This window comes from bacterium, assembly GCA_031082185.1.
Classification (GTDB): domain Bacteria; phylum Sysuimicrobiota; class Sysuimicrobiia; order Sysuimicrobiales; family Humicultoraceae; genus VGFA01.
This window is the reverse complement of the sequence record JAVHLI010000015.1, coordinates 1-21,667: the sequence shown is the minus strand read 5'-3', so window position 1 is coordinate 21,667 and position 21,667 is coordinate 1. Positions and strand designations below refer to the sequence as shown.

General features: G+C 68.6%; 23 protein-coding genes. 1 reads left to right on the top strand and 22 read right to left on the bottom strand.

What is annotated here, in order from left to right; genetic code table 11:
• Positions 1-50 precede the first annotated feature (50 nt).
• From recJ to secD, 4 genes are read right to left on the bottom strand one after another with little or no spacing between them, the layout of a single operon-like run.
• Complete coding sequence (recJ, locus tag RDU83_12080) at positions 51-3,515, bottom strand: single-stranded-DNA-specific exonuclease RecJ (GenBank protein ID MDQ7841744.1); 3,465 nt, start codon at positions 3,513-3,515, stop codon at positions 51-53.
• Positions 3,512-3,796 (bottom strand): LapA family protein, encoded by a 285-nt coding sequence (locus RDU83_12075; GenBank protein ID MDQ7841743.1) that lies wholly within the window; start codon positions 3,794-3,796, stop codon positions 3,512-3,514. The genes recJ and RDU83_12075 overlap by 4 nt, the downstream gene beginning before the upstream one ends.
• A 5-nt stretch (positions 3,797-3,801) precedes the next feature.
• A complete protein-coding gene (gene secF, locus RDU83_12070) occupies positions 3,802-4,794 on the bottom strand; it encodes a protein translocase subunit SecF (protein ID MDQ7841742.1) in 993 nt (330 codons plus the stop codon).
• Positions 4,791-6,173, bottom strand: coding sequence for a protein translocase subunit SecD (gene secD / locus RDU83_12065; protein MDQ7841741.1), 1,383 nt, complete (start codon positions 6,171-6,173; stop codon positions 4,791-4,793). Before secD ends, secF begins: the two co-directional genes overlap by 4 nt.
• Before the next feature lie 114 nt (positions 6,174-6,287).
• On the opposite strand from secD, the gene RDU83_12060 reads away from it, so the two are divergent.
• On the top strand, positions 6,288-7,241 hold the full coding sequence (locus RDU83_12060) for a DUF72 domain-containing protein (protein ID MDQ7841740.1): 954 nt from the start codon (positions 6,288-6,290) through the stop codon (positions 7,239-7,241).
• A gap of 10 nt (positions 7,242-7,251) precedes the next feature.
• Here the strand turns inward: RDU83_12060 and RDU83_12055 are convergent, their stop codons facing one another.
• The 18 genes from RDU83_12055 to RDU83_11970 all read right to left on the bottom strand — a co-directional run.
• Complete coding sequence (locus RDU83_12055) at positions 7,252-9,513, bottom strand: DNA polymerase domain-containing protein (GenBank protein ID MDQ7841739.1); 2,262 nt, start codon at positions 9,511-9,513, stop codon at positions 7,252-7,254.
• Positions 9,482-9,766: a hypothetical protein gene (locus tag RDU83_12050; GenBank protein ID MDQ7841738.1), complete on the bottom strand. Its 285-nt coding sequence runs from the start codon at positions 9,764-9,766 to the stop codon at positions 9,482-9,484. Before RDU83_12050 ends, RDU83_12055 begins: the two co-directional genes overlap by 32 nt.
• A complete protein-coding gene (locus tag RDU83_12045) occupies positions 9,766-10,380 on the bottom strand; it encodes a hypothetical protein (GenBank protein ID MDQ7841737.1) in 615 nt (204 codons plus the stop codon). The genes RDU83_12050 and RDU83_12045 overlap by 1 nt, the downstream gene beginning before the upstream one ends.
• A gap of 65 nt (positions 10,381-10,445) precedes the next feature.
• On the bottom strand, positions 10,446-11,249 hold the full coding sequence (locus RDU83_12040; GenBank protein MDQ7841736.1) for a dihydrofolate reductase family protein: 804 nt from the start codon (positions 11,247-11,249) through the stop codon (positions 10,446-10,448).
• A gap of 37 nt (positions 11,250-11,286) precedes the next feature.
• Positions 11,287-12,684: an FAD-dependent oxidoreductase gene (locus tag RDU83_12035; protein ID MDQ7841735.1), complete on the bottom strand. Its 1,398-nt coding sequence runs from the start codon at positions 12,682-12,684 to the stop codon at positions 11,287-11,289.
• Positions 12,685-12,704: 20 nt separating this feature from the next.
• Positions 12,705-13,205 carry an HIT domain-containing protein gene (locus RDU83_12030; GenBank protein MDQ7841734.1) on the bottom strand — a complete coding sequence of 167 codons (501 nt, stop codon included), beginning with the start codon at positions 13,203-13,205 and terminating at the stop codon, positions 12,705-12,707.
• Complete coding sequence (rnc, locus tag RDU83_12025) at positions 13,202-13,975, bottom strand: ribonuclease III (GenBank protein ID MDQ7841733.1); 774 nt, start codon at positions 13,973-13,975, stop codon at positions 13,202-13,204. The genes RDU83_12030 and rnc overlap by 4 nt, the downstream gene beginning before the upstream one ends.
• Complete coding sequence (fabF, locus tag RDU83_12020; protein ID MDQ7841732.1) at positions 13,968-15,209, bottom strand: beta-ketoacyl-ACP synthase II; 1,242 nt, start codon at positions 15,207-15,209, stop codon at positions 13,968-13,970. The genes rnc and fabF overlap by 8 nt, the downstream gene beginning before the upstream one ends.
• A 36-nt stretch (positions 15,210-15,245) precedes the next feature.
• Positions 15,246-15,494, bottom strand: coding sequence for an acyl carrier protein (locus tag RDU83_12015; GenBank protein ID MDQ7841731.1), 249 nt, complete (start codon positions 15,492-15,494; stop codon positions 15,246-15,248).
• An 18-nt stretch (positions 15,495-15,512) separates the two neighbouring features.
• The gene (locus tag RDU83_12010) at positions 15,513-16,262 is read right to left on the bottom strand and encodes a 3-oxoacyl-ACP reductase family protein (GenBank protein ID MDQ7841730.1); all 750 of its coding nucleotides are present in this window, start codon (positions 16,260-16,262) and stop codon (positions 15,513-15,515) included.
• Positions 16,263-16,271: 9 nt separating this feature from the next.
• Positions 16,272-17,237, bottom strand: a complete 966-nt coding sequence (fabD, locus tag RDU83_12005; protein MDQ7841729.1) for an ACP S-malonyltransferase — start codon at positions 17,235-17,237, stop codon at positions 16,272-16,274.
• On the bottom strand, positions 17,234-18,265 hold the full coding sequence (locus RDU83_12000; GenBank protein MDQ7841728.1) for a beta-ketoacyl-ACP synthase III: 1,032 nt from the start codon (positions 18,263-18,265) through the stop codon (positions 17,234-17,236). The genes fabD and RDU83_12000 overlap by 4 nt, the downstream gene beginning before the upstream one ends.
• Positions 18,266-18,305: 40 nt before the next feature.
• Positions 18,306-19,331 (bottom strand): phosphate acyltransferase PlsX, encoded by a 1,026-nt coding sequence (gene plsX, locus RDU83_11995; protein ID MDQ7841727.1) that lies wholly within the window; start codon positions 19,329-19,331, stop codon positions 18,306-18,308.
• Positions 19,332-19,353: 22 nt separating this feature from the next.
• Positions 19,354-19,554: a 50S ribosomal protein L32 gene (rpmF, locus tag RDU83_11990; GenBank protein MDQ7841726.1), complete on the bottom strand. Its 201-nt coding sequence runs from the start codon at positions 19,552-19,554 to the stop codon at positions 19,354-19,356.
• Between the two features lie 37 nt (positions 19,555-19,591).
• A complete protein-coding gene (locus tag RDU83_11985; protein ID MDQ7841725.1) occupies positions 19,592-20,023 on the bottom strand; it encodes a DUF177 domain-containing protein in 432 nt (143 codons plus the stop codon).
• Positions 20,024-20,105: 82 nt separating this feature from the next.
• Entirely contained in the window at positions 20,106-20,570 is a 465-nt protein-coding gene (locus tag RDU83_11980; GenBank protein MDQ7841724.1) for a hypothetical protein, read from the bottom strand.
• Positions 20,571-20,573: 3 nt separating this feature from the next.
• On the bottom strand, positions 20,574-21,062 hold the full coding sequence (gene coaD / locus RDU83_11975; protein ID MDQ7841723.1) for a pantetheine-phosphate adenylyltransferase: 489 nt from the start codon (positions 21,060-21,062) through the stop codon (positions 20,574-20,576).
• An 18-nt stretch (positions 21,063-21,080) separates the two neighbouring features.
• Positions 21,081-21,667 (bottom strand): RsmD family RNA methyltransferase (locus tag RDU83_11970; GenBank protein MDQ7841722.1); only part of this gene is annotated, 587 nt, incomplete at its 5' end.

The following is a 21,667-nucleotide window of genomic DNA, read 5'->3' as shown; positions in this document are numbered from 1 at the left end:
ATCGGCTTTTCCTGCAGCATTTCGGCGTGAAGCCCCCGAGCCCTCCTGGACTACGGCCTCGCGAGGCCGTCCAGAATCCGTGCAGCCGGACCGCCTGCCCAGGCACGCAGATGGGACCAGGCCGCGTGCTCCCGCATCCCCTCCCTGTACCTGAGCGACCGGCCCAGATCGCCTCGGGAACCGGCATCCAGCAGAGTGTACCGCCCCCCGGGACCCTCCGCGTCCTCCCGGGTGAGGACCCCGGCTTCGACCATGATCGCCAGGCAGGCGGACAGAACCCCGGCCGGGAGGGTCGTTTCCAGACCTTCTCCCGCCCGCCCCCGCGGCTTGAGTTCATGGTAGCATCGCACAAGCGTCTCCCGCGAGGGGCAGCGCGCTTCCAACTGGGCTGAGGCGGCGTCAAGCGCGTCAGGACCGAACCTGAGCTCCACGGTCGTCACCCCTCCCTTCAGACCCCCGGAGCCCAGGCAGTCGCCCGCCAGCAGAGGGTCCGGCGGCAGTCCCAGGACCACCACGCGCGCGATGTCCTCGGGCAGCGCGGGCGCGACCAAATACGCCCCTGCGACCAACGCCGTCAACTGTCCTGCCGCAAAGAGGTCCTCGATCACGCGGCGCAACGCCGCGGGCAGGCCCGCGTGATAGTAGGCGATGAGATCCGCCATGTCGGGATGGCGCGTGCGCAGATGGCGCGCCGCTGCAACGCTCGCGCCGGCGTCACCAGTCAGGACAAGGGTCTTCTCCCCGCGCGCGCGGCCGCCTCCGAGACCGACCTCATCGGCTGGGAGGCCGCGGCGGTCCACGACCCGTAGGTTTGTCCGGGCAGGAGCAGCAGAGACGACCCGATCAATCCCAACAGCACCGGCGGCCTGCCCCAGCGCCTCGCCGGGCAGCGTTCCGGTTAGGAGGCGGAGGCGGCCACCGTACCGCTCCCGCAGGAGGGCAACGTCGGACTCCGGGCTGTGGGGGTCGAGCACTGCCATTACCCCGCCTGCTTCCGGCACCCGCTGCTCAGTCCAGAGCGCGGACGCAAACAGCAGGTCGAGATCTCCTCTGCCCCAGGCCGCGCCGACGCGGGCCGCGTCCTGCGCGGGGAGCAGGCCGTGGGCGCCGGCTACCCGGAGCCCGGCCCTTCGCAGCCACGCCCCGGCAAGACCATACCAGGCATCTACCACCCCTGACCGCGGCAGCACTACCACGACCGGCCCGTCGCCGCGGGATGCCAGCACTGCTGCCGCCATCACCACCGTGTGAAGGAGACCGCGGCCCGGCCCAAAGCGGGCCGCAACCGGGCTTCCTGCAAGAACGGCATCCAGGACCTCCTGCTGCCGGCTGGAGAGAGGGCGCCCGCGGCTTAGACCGGAAACCAGACCGTCGAGGAGTCCACGACGGCCCTCGACCATCTCCCCTTCCCAGGTTGCCTCGCGGTTGAGGTGGATGTTCAGCCCCCACGCGCGGTCCCCGCCACCGGTCAGCGCCGTCGCGGTCGCCGCGTATCGGGCTCCGGCATCCATGGCCGGCGCAAGCCGGGCTGCCAGCGCCGCCCGAAGGAACCCAAGCTGTCGCCCGTCGCCAAGGCAGACCATGATCGCGTGCGGATCGCGCGGGTTTTGGGGATCCCGCACCAGATGGAGCGCCTCGCCCGCGCGTACCGATGCCAGGGTCGCCTGACGCCCCTCGAAGGTGACGCCGACCACCTTGGTGTGGAACGCGTCGGCGTCCTCGACCTCCCGCCGGTCCAGATCGAGGTAGTCATCGGCGCGCTCGAACAGGCGCCCCAGCAGTTGCGCGGTGCTGGAGGTCACCTCTGCCGGCTTCAGGCCTGGGGTCCGGAGATCTCGCACGATCAGCCGCACGGAGCTGACCTCACGCCACCTGTTCTCCTCCAGTGCATAAGCCAGGTCCACCCGCGCCTGGGTAAAGGCCAGCAGCTCAGCGATGTCGCCGTGACGGAACGCGATCGCCTCGGCGGTGTGCGTGCCGTCCCCGACAACCATCCGCAGATGGGCTCCATCGCCCACCAGTCGCGTGCTATGGACCCGCAGTCCGCGGGACGCAAACACCGGCGGCTCGTTTCCGCTCCCGAAGGGCGCCAGGCGGCCGAGTTCCGCGGTCTGTTCCAGGGTAGCCATCTCCAGCGGGATCTCGGCGTCAATCCGCACGACCGGCTCCAGGTCTCCGTTCCGCAGCTTCCCCGCGACCGCGGCAAGGAACGCGGATCGGAACCCTTCCACTGCACCCTCCGGAATGGTCAGACCGGCAGCCATGGCATGGCCGCCAAAAGCGGTCATGAAGGTTGCGGCATGGGAGAGCGCCTCAACCAGGTGCACGGGAGGGATGCTGCGCGCCGATCCCTTTCCCACGCCCTCGTGCAGCGCGATCAGCACCGCGGGTCGGTAGTACCGCTCGACCAACTGCGACGCGACGATGCCCACGACGCCGGGATGCCAGCCCTCGCGTGCTAGGACCAGCGCCGGCTGTTCCTGCAACCCTCCCGTTTCGACCTCCTGGACGGCCTCGGCCAGCACCTGCCCGCACAGCGCCCGCCGCTCCTTGTTCAGGCCGTCGAGCTCGGCGGCGACCGCCCCTGCCTCTTCTGGGTCCTCGGTGGTCAACAAACGGACCGCGGCCGCCGCATGGGCCAGCCGCCCGGCCGCATTGAGCCGCGGGGCCAGCGCGTGAGAGAGGTCGCGGACGCCAAGAGGAGGCCGCAGCGCCGCCACCTCCATTAGCGCGCGCAGCCCCAGGACGCGGGTCGAGCCCATACGCTCAAGACCCCGGGCAACCAGGATCCGGTTGTCACCCAACAGCGGCGCCACGTCCGCAACCGTGCCCAGCGCGGCGAGCTCGAGGAGGTCGCCGTCGTCATCTTTCCGCTCCAGGCGCGCGCACAACGCGCGCCATGCCTGGTAGGAAAGGCCCGCGGCACAGAACTCGGTGCAGGCGGCCGAGGTGGCGCCCGCGGTACGCCGCCTCGGGTGCACCACCGCCGCGGCGGCGGGCAACGGGCCCACGGGCTCATGGTGATCCAACACGATAAGGTCGAGCCCGGCTGAGCGGGCGGTCTCTGCCGCGGATGTGGCCGCGATGCCGCAGTCAACCGCTACCAGTAGCGCCACCCCGTCGGATGCCAGGCGGGCCACGGCGTTGGGGTGCAGCCCGTACCCCTCGGTGCGGCGATCGGGCACGTAGTACTCCACCGCCACGCCGACGCGGCGCAGCCCTCGCACCAGGATCGCGGTGGCGGTTACGCCGTCGGCGTCGAAGTCGCCGTATATGGCCACCCGCTCGCGGGCGTGCACCGCCCGCAACAGGCGCTCGGCGGCAAGGTCCATCTCAGCCAGATCGAAGGGGGAACTCAGCCGGTCAAGACCGCAGTCCAGGAAGGCCGCGGCCGCGGCCGGATCGGCAAGGCCCCGGTTCATGAGAACCTGGGCCGTGAGGGTAGTAACCCCGAGGGTGGCTACAAGGCGGCGTTGCGCCGCCGCGTCAAGTGAGGCGACGCACCAGCGGGTCAGGGGTCCTGGTTCGGTCGGCCGCCGGCCGCAGGCGGTTGCGACTCCATCTCGCGCAGGCGCGCCTGCAGCTCCCGCAGGCGCGATCGCAGCCGCTGCTGTCCGATGAAGCCGCTGATGAAGACGAGGAAACCGCCCAGGACGGCGGCGCCTATGGTTGCCAGCGCCAGCGTCGTCCGCACCTCCCAGACCGCGAGGCGGAGCACGACGGTCGAGGGATTGGCTAGCGCGAATACCGTGACGGCGGCAAACAGCAGTAGCGCGAACACGGTGAATACCGACATGCCTGCTACCTCCTCCGGGGCCGCCTGCGGCGTGGGGTGGTGTTGGCCGCCTGCGGCACCGCCGCCTCGGGAGCCGCGGCCATCTCCGCCGGGGCCTCAGGGCGTGGCCGCCTGCCGCGGCGCTCCGCCCACAGATTCCAGTCAACCAGGATGGCGCTCGCATTGAACACCGAGGAGTAAGCCCCTACGGTGATCCCTGCCATCAAGCCGAAGGCGAAGTCGCGAACGGTGCTACCTCCGAAAACATAGATCGCGCCTATCGCCATGATCGTGGTCAGCACGGTATTGATCGAGCGCACCAATGCCTCAAGTATGCTGCGGTTGACCAGCCGATCGAATGCCTCTCGCCCCCGCATCGCCAGGTTCTCGCGAATTCGGTCGAAGACAACGATCGTGTCGTTGATCGAGTAGCCGACGACGGTCAGCAGCACCGCCACGAAGGCGGTGTTGACCTCCTTCCGCGTGAGGGCGAAGATCCCCACGACGACGAGCAGATCGTGGAGCAGCGCGATGTCTGCTGCCATGGCGTACCGGACGGACTTGAACCGGTAGGAGACGTAGAGCACCTGCAGCGCAAGGCCGATCAGCACGCCGATGATCGCCACGTTGCGCAGCTCTCGTCCGATCTTGGGTCCAACCTCGTCCTCGCGCAGGATGGTAACCTTGCCGAACTCCTGCGTTAGCGCAGCAAGCAGACCGCTCTTCGCCTCGGGGGTCAGCGGCCTGGTGCGGATCAGCACCTCCTGCTCCGCCTTCTGGATGACGCTCTGGCCAGTGACAAATCGGTCCGCGACCGCGCGGACCTGCCCGGTACTGAACGGCCTCTCCATCTCCAACTGGAAGAAGTTGCCGCCTGTGAAGTCCACGCCCCAGTCCAGCGCGCCCCTCCCTGCGGCCGAGTTGGTAATGAGCGCGATCACGCCGGGGATGATGAGGAGCAGGGAGAAGGCATACCCCCAGCGCCGCTTGCCTATTATGTCCCAGGTCCGGGTGGTCATCGCACGATCCTCCCGGCCAGGCGGGCCAACTGCGGCCCGAGACCCGCGGCCGCGGCGGCGTCCACGAATGCCCGCGTGACGACGATCGCCGTAAACATGCTGACCAGCACCCCTATGCTGAGCGTGACCGCGAAGCCACGGATCGGCCCGGAGCCCAGGAGGAACAGCACCGTCGTGGCGATCAGCGTGGTGACGTTGGAATCCAGGATCGTGGTCGTCGCCCGGCTCCAACCCGCCGCTATCGCCGCGCGCAGGCTCTTGCCGGCGCGCAGCTCCTCCTTGACCTTCTCGAAGATTATCACGTTGGCGTCCACCGCCATCCCGATGGAGAGAACGATCCCGGCGATACCCGGCAGCGTGAGCGTTGCGCCCAGGCCGCTCAGCAGCGCCAGCAAGGCCAGCAGGTAGAGGAAAAGCGCGAAGTCGGCCAGGAGACCCGGCAGGCCGTAATAGAGCGCCATGAAGAGCGCAACCGCCAAGAGCGCGACGCTCGACGCCCGCAGGCTCTTATCGATCGAGTCGCGGCCCAACTGAGGTCCGACGGTGCGGTTCTCCACCACCTCAACCGGGATGGGCAGCGACCCTCCCCGCAGGAGGACGGCCAGGTCGCGGGCCTCCTCGATTACGCGGAAACCGCCGCTGATCTGGCCGCTCCCGCCGGTGATGCGATCCCGGATGACCGGGGATGATATGACCTCGTTGTCGAGCACGATCGTCAGGTACTTGCCGACATTCGCGGCCGTGTAATCCTCGAACGTCTTGGCGGCCTTGCCGCGGAACTTGAAGTGGACGATGGGCTCGGCGCTGTTCTGGTCGAAGCCACCCTGCGCGCTTTCCAGATCCGCCCCGGTCAGTACCACCTTCTTCTCCAGAGGCAGCGATCGGGCGGCGCCGGTCTGGTCCGAGGGCTGAGGCGCATCCGGCCGCTCGGGGAGGATGACCGTCTTGCCGTCCGCGCTCCATTGCGCACCCTCGGGCAGCGACTGCGCACCGGTGTCCACGAATTCCAGCAAGGCCGTCTTCCCGATAAGCTTCATCGCCCGTTCGGGATCCTGGATTCCGGGCAACTCGACGATGATGCGCTTCAGGCCCTGCCGCTGGATCGTCGGTTCCACCACGCCCAACTGATCTATGCGCTTCTCGATCACCCGCATCGCGGCATCCACCGCCTCGGGCGTGGCCTGGACGGTCGGCGTATCCTGCCCTTCCAGCACGAGCAGGCTGCCTCCCTTGAGGTCAAGGCCCAGGTTCATGCGCAGCGTGGGGCTGCCGAACACCGGCATGCGGCCGACGAACTGGAGCGGCCGGAACGCTACCTGTATCGCAGCAAGGCCCAGGACGAAGATTATGACCAGACGGACGCCGAGACGCGCTCTCAACGGCAATCCCCTTCCAGGTGGTGAGGATGATCAGGCGCAAAAAAAACGGGCAGAAGCCCAGGACATTATAGCCACGGCGCGAAGGTACTGTCAAACACGCGGTGGATTGCATCTGTGAGCTTGTTCCCGGAACCCGGCGGCGCCCCGGCGACCGTCCCGATCCCCCTCCGAGGGTGCGAGGTCTTCGTGGGCACCTGCTCGTGGGCGGACCGTGGCGTGGTGGCCAGCGACTTCTACCCGCGCGGGACCAAGACTGAACCGAGAGCCCGACTGGCGCACTACGCCGGCGTCTTCCCCGCCGTCGAGGTGGACGCGAGTTACCACGCCCTGCAGCCCCTGGAACGCGCCGGACAGTGGCTGGACTGGACACCGGCCTCGTTCCGGTTCGGCATCAAGGCCTTCGCCTGGCTGACGCGGCACGAGAGCGATCCCCGTCGGCTACCGCCCGCGATCGCGGCCCTCCTACCCCCGGGTCTGCGGTCCGGCGGCCCGGTGCGCGGCGACCGCGTCCCGGAGGAGGCGCTGGGCGCGGCCTGGGACCAGTTCGCGGAGTTCGTCAACGTCTTTGCCGCGGCGGGCCGGCTGGGCTACGTCCTATTCCAGTTCCCAAAGGGCCTGGGGTATGCGCCCGACCTGTTCGCCTACCTGGATGCGTGGGCCCCCTACCTGCGCGACTGGCCCGTGGCCGTGGAGATCCGCCACAAGGAGTGGTTGTACCACCGGCACCGAGAGGCGTTCCTGGGCTTCCTGCGCGAGCGCGGATATGCCTATGTGGTCCCGGACATGGCCCAGGTGCAGTACCTCCCCCCGCCCGAGGTCGAGGTAACCGCGGGGTGGTCGGTCGTCCGCTTCCACGGCCGCAATCCGGCGCTACTGGAGCGCCGGGTCTCCACGGACCGGGCATACGACTACCTCTACTCCCAGGAGGAGATGGAAGGGTGGGCCGCGACCGTACGCACGCTGGCGCCCCGCGTCGGCTCCCTCTATCTCATGTTCAACAACCACGCACGCGGCCAGGCCGCGCAGAACGGCCGCGAGATGCAGGCGCTGCTGGCCGCCTCCCGCTGATACCGCCCGCTCAGCCGCCCGCCTGCATCCTGAGCTGCACCTCCTGTTCCAGTCGCGCCAGAGGAAATCCCAGGGGAACCAACAACGTCTCGGCGGCGCGCATCAACTGGCCGGTGTAGTAGTCCACGTCGCACGACCAGTCAGGTCCCAGTAGTCCAAGGGGCCGGACGCGATCGTCGGGCAGACGCGCGCCCGTGTTGATGATGATGTACTGGATCCGCTCGCCTGGATGCAGGCGCACCCCGGAGCGGGCCATCTGCCGAGCGGCCACGGCCACAGCCGCGTTGTTTCTGTACTCCTCGGGCGCGCGCGAGATGGTCGTCGTCACGGCAAGATCAGCGGCCCTGACCTCCCCGCCCCGCAGGCGGACCACGGCCTCGGTCAGGATGTCCAGCACCCGCGGGATCGCGGCGCGTACCTCCGCCGCCGTCCTGGCCGCGAAGAGCACCTCCAGCATCCTGGCCTGCGTGCGCTCGATGAACGCAGGGACGTCCGAGCGTCGGAGTTCGATGCCGCGCACCTTCGTCGTGCCGTCATCGAACCGGCCCAGGTAGCGGTTGGGCACACCCAAGCCCGGATGCGTTCGCGACGGCAGAAACGTGATCCAGTCGTAGACGCCCTCGACGAGAATCGGAAGCCCGGTCGTCTCCTCTATGGCCAGGGCCAGGGCATCGTAGTCGGCGCGCGTGGCGCCGCTTTGGTGCAGCCACATCGAGTCCACCAACGCGTGGAGCATCCGGTAGCCCTGGGCTTCAGCCAGCTCCTTGGCCCGCAGGAGCATCTCGCGGGAGAAGGCGGTTGTGGCCTCGTGCGCCTCGATGCGGCCGAAGCGGGCGTTGCGATACCCGAGGTACCCGAATGAACAGACCAAACACCACTTCAGCGCCGTCTGCCGCTGCTGGTAGAGGGCGCGCGCCTCGCCGGACGTCTCCTGCCTCCGCCGCTTGTAGTACGCCCGCCGCCGGAGCAGCGGCTCCAGCACCTCCGGCAGCAGACCCCTCCGGCGCCGGCACAGGCGCGCGCCGGTCTCCGGCACGCGCGGCGCGTCGGGACAGCACCTGCAATTGACCGTCTCAGGCGAGATGTTGAACCGCGCCATAATCGTAGGGTACATGGATGCGAAGTCCAGCTCACCGACGCCCTCGAACACGCCCACGACCGGCTGGTAGGTGAGCCCGCCCTTATCGGTGACCAGCAGTTCCCCGGCCGACTTGAACCCTTCGGGCTCGCTTTTGCGCCAGGGGACCAACACGCCCCGCCGGATCGCGCGGTGGATCTGCATCGCGCTGATCGCCGTCCCGATCGAGGTCCGGGCCAGATACTGCACCGGCAGGCACGCCAGGCGAGCGATCTCAATCAGCCCGGACAGTTCGGACTCGCCGTATATGAACGAGTTGCGCAGGTCGAGGTGCCAACGGCCGTGGAGCATCTGCGCGCCGGCCGTGAAGACGGTCTGGCCGTAGGTGACGTACGAGCGGGCGCGCCGCACCTGAAGGCCCCCGCCGCGCTCGCGGTTCCACCGCAGCGGCACGCCGACCCGCGCCGCGAGCGTCTGCAGTCGCGGTAGGAGGAACGCGTCGCCCCACTCGGTGAGAAGGATGTCGGGATCGTAGCGCTCGAGCAGGCGGTTGAGGCTGGTGATCAGGTCCTCCGGGCGGTCGCCGCAGAGCACGACCGTTTCTCCGTTTACCGACGCCTCGATTTCGGTCATCCGGCCGTGTGCCGGGTTGATCGGGTCGCCGTCCAGGCGCAGGCGCATTGTCACCAGCGGAGGAAGAACGTACTCAAGATCTTCCGGCGTGTCCAACGGCTGAAACTCCGCTACCGTGACGACCGACCCTTCCTCCACCCGGTACCGCCCCAGCGGGAACAGCCCGGTCTGTGCAAAGAACAGTTGGGGGACGCTGAGGTCACAATCGAACGGCGTCAGGCCTCTGATGCGGGCGACCGAGCGTACCGCGGATGGGAACGCAAGCGGTGAGCGGACGGCGATCCGCAGCACCGGCAGCGCCGCGCCGGAGAGGAGCTCTTCCCGCGCGGCCATCGCCGTCTCGGCCGCAATTCCCAGGTCGGCCAGGCGCGCCGGCAGCCGGGCCAGAAGGCGCTCCGGTCCGGCTGTATAGAAGACCGGAGCAAACGGCACCACCAGGCGGTGCGCCCGGCCGTCCTCGCCGATCAACCAGACCGCCATGCCCTCCCCGGTGGAATAGGTGTCGAACAACCAGCCGGTCAGCGTCACCTCACCCCGTCCTGGGATCACCCGTGGGATCACCGGCCTCCAGGCCTTCCAGGCGGACGCGCAGCGCCTCCACCAGCTTCGCCATCTCGATCAGCATGGCCAGCAGGATAACCTCGAACGGCACCGGATGCGAAAGATAGGCGGCGGGCGCGGTGTGGTGGCGCGCGGCTGCGAAGAGCCGGTCGAGGATCACCCGGTCCTCGCTGCGCAGCGCCCGGCGGAACGGCGCGAAGTTCGCCTCCTCCTGGGCTACGATCTGCGTCATGGTGGGTACGGTGCGGCCCATCAGCACCACCGCCGCGCGGCCAGCAGCGGCACCTCCGGCTCCCACCACCAGCGGCCGGGCGCGGGTTTCTCCCCGGTGATCTCGATCCTTCCTTCGCGGGACACGACGCGGAACACCCGGTCCGCCGCTGCGGCGAGCTGCGCCCCGAACCCTTCACGCCCGCGTACCGGCGGCTGGGACGCCGCGGACACCACCAGCAGGTGCGGCTGTGCGGCCAGGCGGGTGAGGGTTGCAAGCACCCGATGGAAGATCCGCCGGGCCTCGGCGGCGGAGAGGTCCTTGTCGTGGAGGGGATCCAGCAGGCCGGCAAGCAGCACGCCGCAGGAACGGCGCGCCGCAACAACGCTCTCCAGCCGGTCAACGACCGCGACTTCGAGCTGGTAGGCGGTGAAAACGCGGGAGATGAAAACGCCGGCCAGCAGGGCTTCGGGACGCCGCCCCATCCGGCGCGCCAGGCCGGAGAGCAGGTACGGGTTGAGCGCATTTGCCCCATCTACGATCAGGAGCGGGCTGGCAGGAGCCGCTGCGCGCAGGCCGAGTAGCAGGCCTATGGTCAGGCAGGCCGGATCCCCGTGGACGAGAACAAATCCGGTGCCGGGAAAGGGTGTGGACATTGAAGGGGCTCCACACCGATTATACGAACAGGTGTTCGTATGTCAATGCCGAACAGGAGAGGGAATCAGCGGGCTACGGCAAATCTGAGGTACCACTCTCGCAGAGTCGGGTCCCGGTACTGAAACTCGCTGATCAGAGCAAGCCCCACCTGAGCGCCGCCCAGGATCCCGGCCAGGACCCCGGAGCGCGTAGGAACACCCGCCACCTGCGGCGACACGGTCAGGAAGAGCTCGTCCAGGACCTGCGCTTCGACCAAGCGCCGGTTGGTAACCGGTCCGCCCTCTGCCAGTACCCTTCCGAACCCGCGGTCGGCCAGCAGCCCCAGAGCGGCCTCCAGATCTACCTCCCCGGACGCGGCAGCCGGGACCACCCAGACCTCGGCGCCCGCTTCCTCTACCCGCCGGAGATCCGCCGCCCGTGACAGCTCGGTCGTGACCACGACCGATGCGAAATCCCGGTGCGCAAAGAAGCGCTTGCGCAGCACCGCATCGGAGAACTCGGCCCGGCCGGAGACGACGAACGCCGCGGGATTGGCAGGTCGGCCCGCGGCCGCACGCGCAGCCTGCAGGTGCGGGTGCGTGACGGCCACGATGTCGTTCTGCCGCAGCGTGCCCGCGCCGCAGAGCACGGCGTCGGCCCATCCGCGCAGCGTCCTGAACAGGTAGTGATCCACCTCGGAGCCGATCTGCCAGGCCTTGCCTTCAACGGCCACGGCGCCGTCCAGGGTCTGGACCATGTTGAGGATAACGTGGGGCCGGCCCGTCGGCGCGGGTGCCTCCAGGTCGCGGTAGACCGCTTCGAGCGGCACCTCCCTGGGGTGTGGCTCGCGTGCGTGGTAGGCCAGCGTCAGAACATCGGGCAGGGACACGACGCTACCCTCTCTCGGGCCGACCGGCCCGTCCATGTCAGTAGTCAATCCGCGCGCCCGCATGCAGGAGGCGCTGCTGCACCTCGCGGACGAGGTCTTGCCGCTGCGCGAGCTGGTGTGGGGTCACGCTGTGCGCGGCGGCCACGGCCGCGGCCACGCCGACGCCCTCTCCCATGGCCATCGTGGTTGGAATCACGCGGGCCGAGGCCGCGGCCTGGTAGGTGGCCGAGAAGGCACGGCTCGCCACGAACAGGCCGTCTATCCTCGCGGTTATCAACGAACGGAGCGGGATCGTATACTCCCGCCTTGCCGGCCGGTAGGGGTACTGCTCGCCCTGCACGTACTGGTGTAGGTCTATCGGATAGGACGCGGCGCCGATGCGATCCCAGAAGCGCGTGCGCTCAAGGATGTCCTTTCCGGTCAGCGTGTAGAGCCCGGCGAGATGCCGCGTCTCACGGATGTAGAGCTCCGGCGCCACCTCAACCAGCCGCGCACCGGCGAACCCCGGAACGTTGGCCCGCAGGTAGGATACCTTGTTGGGGACCTCCCCAACCGCGCGCGCGTAGCCGTCGGCACGGGAGGCCGGGTCCGTGCCGTCCACATCGTGGATCTGCAGCGAGTTGATGAGCACCGTCCCGTCGGGCAGCTTGCCGATGTTCAGATCGTGCGCCGAAAGCCGCCTATCGGCGGGATGGTACCCGCGCATCGCCTCCCTGGAACCCCAGGCGTATCCGTGGAAGGCGCCGCTGGGCTGCCGGCCGCGCCTGTGGGCACGCGCGTACCGGATGATCTCCGGCCAGTCCACATCGGCCACGCGGTACATCAGCGTCGCAGGCATCGCCCGGCGATCCAGCCCGGAGGCCTCCCGGCCGTACGTGAACGGCACGCCGGAGGCAGCCGCCAGGTCGCCGTCGTCGGTGGCGTCTACGGTGACCACGGCATGGATCGGGGTCATCGCCTGATCCGAGAGCCGCACCCGTGCCCCGCCGACACGGCCCTCCACAACGATGGGTTCGGTGTGCTCTATGCCCAACAAGGAAACTATCCCCGGCTCGGCCTCTATCTTGGCCCGCAGGATCTCATGAACCCTGCGGGGATCGAAGGTGATCCCCCCGATCTCCCGATAGATCTCTAAGAAGATCCCCTTGATGAGGTTCTCCCCGTTGGGTCCGCGGCTCATGTCCACCATGTTGAGCATGGCGCCGGTCATGACCGTCCCCAGAAACGGGCGGCTCTCCACGAGGACCACCACCATGCCCTGGCGCGCCGCCGCGAGCGCCGCGGCCACGCCGGAGGGGCTTCCGCCTACCACGAGCACGTCCGCCCGAAATCCCGGGGGCCTGGTGTCCTGCCGCAGGAATGCCGGCTGGACGAGCACAACGGCGGTGGCAAGGACCAGGGCGACGAGAACGGTCCGGCGGGTTCCAAAGCGCATCGGTTGGGGCAGGGGCGGCCTCAGGCCGTGCCGGGCCCGGTCAGGGACGCCAGGGCCGAGGCCAGCCGCTGATAGGTATCATCCAGGTGCTCAGGAAGCACCTTGACGCCGCCGAGAACCGGCATGAAGTTGGTGTCGCCCGACCAGCGCGGGACGATGTGCAGGTGCAGGTGATCGGCAATCCCGGCGCCGGCAGCGTGGCCCAGGTTCATGCCGATGTTGAACCCGTCGGGCTCCATGGCACGCTCCAGCGCCCGAACTCCCAGACTCACGAGCGCCAGCAGCGTTTCGCCCTCGCGTGGCGTCAGTTCGTCGGGGCGGGCCAGGTGCCTAAGCGGCACCGCCATCAGGTGGCCGGTGTTGTAGGGAAATCGGTTGAGGATGAGGTAGGCATCCTGGGCGCGGTGCAGGATCAGGACGGCCCGGTCGTCACCTGAGGCCGGCGCCTCACAGAGAACGCAGCCGGTCACGGCAGGGGCGGCGATATAGGCGAACCGCCACGGGGCCCACAGCCGCTTCACTGAGCCCCGCTGTCGAGCCGGCGCAGCGCATCGGCCGCGGCAGCCTGTTCCGCCTCCTTCTTGCTCTGGCCGACGCCATCTCCGATCGGCTTGCCGGCGGCCTCAACGACGGCGGAAAATGTCCGCGCGTGCTCGGGGCCCTCGGCGCGGGCGATGCGGTACTTGGGCATCTGGCGGCGTCGCTGCAACCGTTCTTGAAGCTGACTCTTGAAGTCGTCTCCGACGCGCTGGATGTCCTCAGCCAGTTCTCCGAGCCAGCGTATCAAAAGGGCGTGCACCACGCCGTAGCCCGAGTCCACGTAGACCGCGCCCAGGACCGACTCCACGGAGTCGGCCAGCATCGAGGCGCGCTGCCGCCCTCCTCCCTTCTCCTCACCCCGGCCCAGCATCAGGTATTCGCCAATGTTCAACCGGCGGGCGAATGAGGCCAGCGCCCCCTCGTTTACCAGTCGCGAGCGGTTCTTCGCCAGCCCCCCCTCGTCCATCTCTGGGTTCCTGCGGTAGAGGTCGTCGGCGACCACCAGACTCAGGACCGCGTCCCCCAGGAACTCCAGCCGCTCATAGCTCTTGGCAGGGTCCTGGCCGCGCTCGTGGCTGAACGACCCGTGGCGCAACGCCAGGTCGAGCAGCGACCGGTCGCGGAATCGCACCCCCAGTCGCTCCTCCAGCGCCGCGAGTTTGGCCAGCCGTTCCTGTGACAGCACCTCGCCCACCGCACCGGTCTCATCGGGCGGGAGAGGCGGCGGTAGCGCACGCTTGGGTCTACGCATGGTTTGCCCTCAACACGAGTGTGGCATTGTGGCCCCCGAACCCGAACGCGTTGGAAATCACCGTGCGCAGCCGTCCAGGGCGGGCCAGATTCGGCACGTAATCAAGATCGCACTGTGGATCGGGAACCTCATAGTTAATTGTAGGCGGCATCATCTGGTGGCGCAACGCCAACGCGCACGCGATGAACTCCACGCCGCCCGCCGCCCCCATCAGATGCCCAATCATGGATTTCGTAGAGCTGACGGCGAGCCGGCGCGCGTGCGCGCCGAAGAGGCGCTTGATCGCCAGCGTCTCAAGCCGATCGTTGTACGGCGTGCTCGTACCGTGTGCGTTGATGTAGTCAATCTCCTCCGGCGTGATCCCCGCATCGGAGAGGGCCGTGGCCATGCTCCGCAGCGCGCCGTCGCCTTCGGGATCAGGCTGCGTGATGTGGAAGGCGTCGGCGGTTGCGCCGTAGCCGATTACCTCTCCGTAGATCTGGGCCCCGCGCGCCTCGGCGTGCTCCAGCGCCTCCAGGAGTACCACGCCCGCGCCCTCGCCCATCACGAAGCCGTCCCGGCCGGCGTCGAACGGGCGCGACGCCCGACGAGGCTCGTCGTTCCGCGTGGACATCGCCCTCATCGAGCAGAACCCCGCCACCGCCAGCGGCGTGATGGCGGCCTCCGAGCCCCCGGCCAGCATCGCGTCCACGTCGCCGCGCTCGATCATCCGCGATGCGTCACCGATCGCGTTGCCGCCGGTGGCGCACGCCGTAACCACGCAGGAGCTCGGCCCCTTGGCCCCCGTGAGAATCGAGGTGACCCCGCTGGCCATGTTCGAGATGATCATAGGGACGAAGAACGGCGAGACCCGCTCGGGTCCCTTCAAGAGCAGCTGCCGGTGCTGCTCTTCCCACGTCGTGGCGCCTCCGATTCCCGACCCGATCATCACGCCGGTCCGCGTCGCGTTGGCCGGCGTTATGACATAGCCGGCGTCGTCGAGCGCCATTCGCCCGGCGGCGTACGCAAACTGCACGAATCGGTCTGTGCGCCGCGCTTCCTTGCGGTCCATGAACACCAGTGGATCGAAGCCGCGCACCTCGGCGGCGATCCGCGTTGAGTACCCCGAGGCGTCGAATGCGGTGATCTGATCCACGCCTGAGCGCCCCTCGAGCAGCGCGGACCAGAACTCCCGATGGCCCACTCCGATCGGGCTCACAACGCCCAGCCCGGTGACCGCAACCCGCCTGCGCACGCCGGATACCAGGAAGCCCTCAGGCACCGTGTGGCGCTACTGCGCCGACCCCTTGACTTGACGCTCGATGAAAGCCACGGCGTCGCCCACGGTCGCTATCTTCTCGGACTGGTCGTCAGGGATCGTGATCCCGAACTCGTCCTCCAGCGCCATCACAAGCTCGACGACATCGAGGGAGTCCGCGCCCAGGTCTTCAATGAACGAAGACTCCGGCAAGATCTTGTCTTCCTCCACAGTGAGTTGACTGGCCACCTTAGCCCTCACACGTTCGAACACCGTTGCCATGAACGCTTCCCCCTTCGGTCAGTGCATGATCATTCCGCCATCCACGTTCAGGACCTGCCCCGAAATATACCCTGCCTCATCCGACGCAAGGAAGACCACGGCCGCGGCTACATCATCCGCTGTGCCGGCCCGCCCCAACGGTATCTGCGCCAGGTAGCGCTCGACGTCCTCCGGTACCGGACCCTCGGTCATGCCCGCGGCGATGTAGCCCGGGGCCACCGCGTTTGCGGTGATCCCGCGCGCACCTACCTCGCGCGCGACCGCCCGCGTAAGACCGATGACCCCTGCCTTGGCGGCCACATAGTTCGCCTGCCCGGTGCTGCCTCCCTGCCCGGCGGTCGAGGTGATGTTTATGATCCGCCCGCGCCTCTGACGGAGGAACTCGCGCAGCACGGCCCGGATGCAGTAGAAAGTCCCGCTGAGGTTGGTGTCCAGGACGGCCTGCCAGTCCTCATCACGCATACTCAGCACGTGCCCGTCACGCACGATCCCCGCGTTGTTCACCAGGATGTCCAGCCGACCGTATGCCTCCAGGGCCGCGGCGATCATCCCCGCCGCTTCCTCGGGCCTGGAGAGGTCGGCGCCGACCGCTCGGGCCTGCCCCCCTGCCGCCTCGATTTCCCTAACAACGGTCAGAGCCGCCTCGCTGTTCGCTCCGAAGTGAACGACCAGTGCCGCCCCTTCACAGGCCAGCGCCACGGCGACGCGGCTGCCGATTTCACCCGAGGCACCGGTGACCAGTGCGACCTTACCGTCAAGCCGGCCCACGGTGTCCGGCTACCTCCGGCTCCCGGCGTGCCCCTGCTCGGGCGACGTCGTGACCGGTCCGAGGGTCAAGAGCGCCGCGTCAAGCGTCGAGGGGTCCTGCACCGAAACCACCACAGCTCCCGGGACAGTACGCCGAATGAGCCCGGCCAGCGCCGTCCCAGGTCCCACCTCAACGAAGACCGAGGCGCCGAGGGCGCGCAGCGTTCGGACCGATTGCTCCCACCGCACCGGCGCCGCCACCTGATCGAGCAGCGCGGCCCGTATCTCCTGCGGCTCCCGCACGGGCTGCGCGATAACATTGGCCACGACCGGGATCCGGGCAGGAGCCACGTTCACCCGCCCAAAAGCCGCGGACAGGCGTGCGGCCGCAGGCCTCATCAGCGAAGTATGGAATGGGGCGCTGACGGCCAGGCGCGTGACCCGCCGCGCGCCGGCTGCCAGCAGCCGAGCCGACGCATCCTCAACCGCTCCCGCCTCCCCGCCGACCACAACCTGACCGGGCGCGTTGAAGCTGGCGGCCTCAACCACACCCGGCGTCTGTCGACAGATCTCGTCCACGCGCTCCGCGGGCAGACCCATCACCGCCACCATCGCCGTATGCTGTCCTTCCACTGCATCCTGCATGAACTTCCCGCGCTGCCGCACCAGCGCAACGGCATCGACAAGAGCGAGCGCCCCGGCGGCCACCAGGGCCGTGTACTCTCCCAGACTGAGGCCTGCCGCCATGGCGGGCCGGACGCCGTGTTCGGCCAGGGCGGCGGCAGCCGCCCAACTGCAAGTGAGGATGGCCGGCTGCGTGTTCTCGGTCTGGCGTAGCCGCTCCTCCGGTCCCGTGCGACAGAGCTCCAGAAGGTCAAGCCCGATGGATTCGCTGGCCTCGTCAAAGACGCGTCGCGCCGACACATACCGCGCGGCCAGCTCCACACCCATGCCCACGTACTGGGCTCCCTGTCCCGGGAAGACGAACGCAATCACGGCGTGCTGCTGCCCGAACGCCGAGTCAAGGCCGAATCATCCGTCCACCGGATCGCACCGGCGCCCCAGGTGAGCCCGGCCCCAAACGCCACGAACACCACCAAGCTGCCCGGGCGGATGCGCCCCTGCTCCACGGCCTCGTACAGAGCCACCGGGACCGAAGCCGAAGATGTGTTGCCGTACCGGTCCGCGTTAATGAAGAACCGCTCCAACGGCCGGCCCAACCGCTCGGCCGCCGCCTCGATGATGCGGACGTTTGCCTGGTGTGGCACGAAGCAGTCCACGTCCTCAACCGTGAGACCCGCCTCCTCCACCACCCGTTCGATGGCCCGCGGGATCGCCCGAACGGCGAACTTGTAGACCTCGCGACCGTTCATCTTGAGGTAGTGCATTCGCGCCGCGACGGTATCGTGGCCGGGAGGCCGGCGCGATCCGCCGGCCGGCAACTCGATGAGCGGCGCGCCGGCGCCGTCCGCGCCCAGGTGAAAAGCCAGGAATCCCTCCCCGGATTTGCACGGACGCAGGATCACCGCCGCTGCGGCATCGCCAAATAGCACGCTCGTGGCGCGGTCGCTCCAATCGGTAATCCGTGAGAGGACCTCCGTACCGATGACCATCACGGTCTCGGCCCTACCGGAGGCAACCGCCGCGTGCCCCACCGCCACCCCATAAGCCCAACTGCTGCAGGCCGCCGACGCGTCGAAAGCTCCGGCGCGCCGGGCCCCCAGCCGATCCTGCACCAAGCACGCGGTCGCCGGGAACAGCATGTCGGGGGTCGCGGTTCCCACGATGATGAGGTCGAGTTCGTCTGCCGAAACGCCCGCGTCGGCAAGTGCCTCGGCCGCCGCCTCGCATGCCAGGTCCGAGGCGGCCACCTCGGGAGCCGCAATGCGGCGCTCACGGATCCCGGTGCGCGTCTGGATCCACTCATCGCTGGTATCCACCATCCGTTCCAGCTCCTGGTTCGTCAGGACGCGCGGCGGGATCCCGCGTCCGATGCCGGCGATGGTTGAACCGCGAACTGCCATCAGTAACCTCCGTTCTTCGCGGCGTTGCCCTCGCGCATGGTCACCTGAGGCATGGGAGGGCTGCCGCCTTCTCACCGTGGATGGCGGAGCTGATGCGTGCCGGCACCTGGTGCGTGGCGGCATCCATCGCCGCGCGAATAGCGTTGCGGATGGCACGGGAGTTAGACCGGCCGTGGGCGATGATGCACACGCCGTTGATGCCCAGCAGCGGCGCGCCTCCGTGCTCCCGGTAGTCGAGCCGCCCCCAGATCCTGCGGGCGGGACGAAGCAGGGGAAGCAGGTAGAGCGCCAACAGTCGGCCGCGCCAGCCTTGAAGCTCGGAGGTGAAGATCTGGCGGATCGCCAGGACCAGCCCTTCCCCGCACTTCAGCACGACGTTTCCGACAAACCCATCGCAGACCACCACATCCGCGAGGCCGAAGAAGAGGTCCTTTCCCTCGATGTTGCCCACGAAGTTGAGATCCGAATCACGAAGGATGCCGGCTGCGTGAATCGTCACGTCGTTGCCCTTGATGTCCTCCTCGCCGTTGCTGAGAAGGCCCACGCGTGGCGAGGGAATCCCGAGCACCTCCCGCGCGTAGATGTTGCCCATCATCCCAAACTGCACCAGGTGCTGCGGCTTGCAGTCCACGTTCGCCCCTGCGTCGAGCAGCACCACCCGCCGCCCCCCCACGGTGGGCAGCACCGCGGCGATGGCCGGACGATCTATCCCCTTGATGCGCCCCAGGATCAACTGGCCGGCGCCCATCGCCGCGCCGGTGTGGCCCGCGCTGACGACGGCGTCGGCGTGGCCCTCGCGCACCTGCTGCACTGCCACGGCGATGCTGGACCGGCGCTTGCGGCGCAGGGCCATTGCCGGGTGCTCGTGCATCTCTATGACATCCGGGGCCTCGACGATCTGAACCGAGAGCGCGCCCGCACCGACGCGGCGCAACTCCGCCTCGATCCTCGCCGGGATGCCCACGAGCACCGGCTCAACGCCAAAGTCCCGGGCGGCATGAACCGCTCCCTCAACGATGGCGCGGGGGGCGTGGTCCCCGCCCATCGCGTCCACAGCGATCCTCATCGCCGGGCTCGCACCTCGGGCCCTACTTTTCCTTCTTCTTGGGCTGCCGGCTCTTGATTACGACGACCTCGCGCCCGTCGTAGAAGCCGCAGGAGGGACAAACCCGGTGGGGAACGATCCGGGACTTGCACTGCGGGCACGTCACCAGGGTGGGGGGGACCGCCTTGAAATGACTTCGGCGTGAACCCGTCCTTGACTTGGGACCTCGTCTCTTCTGGGCCACAGAATCTCCTCCCGTTTCTCAGCGCACAAGCGCGGACTCACTCACAGGCACAGCGTCCAGCATTGAGATCGGCCCCGCAGTTGCCGCACAGCCCCGGGCAATCGGGACGGCAGCGCGCCGGCGTGGGCAGCGCCAGCAGGAGCATCTCTCGAGCCAGCGCGTCAACGTCCAGTACCGTGGTGCCCTGCGCCGTCGAGAGGAACTCCTCGCCGTCCCACGCGAGATCCTCGTGCACCGGCGCTTCAACAACGGCGCGGAACGGCGCGGCACAACGATCGCACGTCAGATCAACCCGCGTCACCAGCCGGCCCTCCACCCGCAGGGACGGTCCCAGATTGGTGAGCGAGAGGGTTCCCTCGACGGGACCAACGAACGGCATCTCGGCGATCCCGCTCGCCACCGGCTCGCCACAACCCACCACGAGCGCAGCGCCCCGTTCGGCGCGCAGGGAACGGAGATCTACTCTCACGGCAGGTGCGCCTCGCTAAACATGCCCATTATAGGGACCCGGTTTTTGGGGTGTCAATGAACGCCCCCACCCGGACCGCCGGTCACGCCCGCCGGTCACGCTCGCCGGGGGCGCGCAGCACTTCCTGTCCCCGGCGAATTGCGGCCAGGATCCTTTCCATCTCCGCCTCGAGGCGTGCCAGCACGGCGGCGGCATACTCGTCTGCCCCACGACGGATGCGGTCGGATTCGCGCTTTGCCTCTTCGGTCGCGGCAGGGCCCTGCGAAACACGCCCGTGGGCTCCTCCGGATTCGGCGAGCGACCGAGCATGGGCCTGCGCGTCCAGCACAATGCGGCGGGCTTCCTCGCGAGAACGCGCCAGTGCCAGTTCCGCTTCCTCCATGAGGCGGGAGGCCTGATGGAGCTCCCTGGGCAGAGCCGCCCGTGCCATTCGAAACAGGCCCAGGACCTCGTCCTCGATGGCCTGGCGCCGCTCGGTCGGCAGACGCTTCAGGTGGCGCCGCAGCACGCTCTCGGTCCGATCGAGCAGTTCCAGCACGGTCTCCACAGGCTATTCTTTCCTTGGCCAACGGACCCGCAGTCGCTCGGCAACCGCCGGGGCCACAAGCCCGCCGACGTCACCGCCCAACGCCGCCACCTCGCGGATGAGCGCCGATGACACGAACGCGAACTGCGGATCGGCGATGAACAGCAGGGTGTCCAGGTCAGGAGCCAGCCGGCGGTTCATAGCCGACTGCTTGAGCTCGTAGTCGAAATCCCCGACCGCGCGCAGCCCCTTGATCAGACAGGTCGCGCCACGCGTGCGTGCGAAGTCAACGGTCAGCCCACTGTAGGCCACCACCTCGACCGTCGGGATCCCCGCGACCGCTTCCCGCAGCATCGCCACGCGGTCCTCGAGCGGGAATGTGCCCAGACCCTTGTCAATGTTCTCCGCGACCGCCACTATGACCCGGTCAAAAAGGCACACGGCCCTGCGGATGACCTCAATGTGTCCGTGGTGAACGGGATCGAAACTACCTGGGTAGACGGCAATGCGCACACAGGCTCCTTTCTCCCGCTAGGAGCGGGGCCCGTCGCTCGAGCGAATGAACCACAGAGCGGTCTCGCCGTACCGTGCCTCCCGCGCCATCTCCTGGCCGGGGGGCAGGGTAGGCCTGTCCCGCCAGTGACCTTCTGCCACGACCCGTCCTCCTGGGGCCAGGACCCCGGAGTCGACGATCGCAGCCAGGGACCGCGCGATCAACCCCATCCCGTACGGCGGGTCCAGGAGCACCAGGTCGAACACTTCGCCCGCACGTGCCAGGCGGTACGGCGCCTCAACCGCGTCCTCGCGTCGCACCACTGCACGCTGGGCCAGCCCCTGGCGCCTCAGCTGTTCGTGGAGCGCCCGCACGTGCGCCGCGTCGCATTCCACAAAGACCGCCCGGCGCGCCCCCCGGAGGAGAGCTTCTATGCCGAGCGCCCCGGTCCCCGCGAACAGGTCAAGAACGGCGCGCCCGACCACCCATTCCCCCAGGGAATCATACAACCCGGCCCGCACGCGCGCGGCGGTGGGGCGCAACCGGTCGCGTGGCGCGCCCCGGGAGGCCGGGCCGGCAGGGCGGCGGTCACGGCCTTGCGGAAGGCGGCGAACTCCGGGAGCTG

Bases quoted from the DNA above. Each gene is read 5' to 3' on its own strand.
- RDU83_12050 (MDQ7841738.1), bottom strand. From the start codon at position 9,766: ATGGGCCGCACCGTACCCACCATGACGCAGATCGTAGCCCAGGAGGAG.
- rnc (MDQ7841733.1), bottom strand. From the start codon at position 13,975: ATGCGTAGACCCAAGCGTGCGCTACCGCCGCCTCTCCCGCCCGATGAG.
- RDU83_12075 (MDQ7841743.1), bottom strand. From the start codon at position 3,796: ATGTCGGTATTCACCGTGTTCGCGCTACTGCTGTTTGCCGCCGTCACG.
- RDU83_12045 (MDQ7841737.1), bottom strand. From the start codon at position 10,380: ATGTCCACACCCTTTCCCGGCACCGGATTTGTTCTCGTCCACGGGGAT.
- plsX (MDQ7841727.1), bottom strand. From the start codon at position 19,331: ATGAGGATCGCTGTGGACGCGATGGGCGGGGACCACGCCCCCCGCGCC.
- RDU83_12015 (MDQ7841731.1), bottom strand. From the start codon at position 15,494: ATGGCAACGGTGTTCGAACGTGTGAGGGCTAAGGTGGCCAGTCAACTC.
- RDU83_12000 (MDQ7841728.1), bottom strand. From the start codon at position 18,265: ATGGCAGTTCGCGGTTCAACCATCGCCGGCATCGGACGCGGGATCCCG.
- RDU83_12035 (MDQ7841735.1), bottom strand. From the start codon at position 12,684: ATGCGCTTTGGAACCCGCCGGACCGTTCTCGTCGCCCTGGTCCTTGCC.
- secF (MDQ7841742.1), bottom strand. From the start codon at position 4,794: ATGACCACCCGGACCTGGGACATAATAGGCAAGCGGCGCTGGGGGTAT.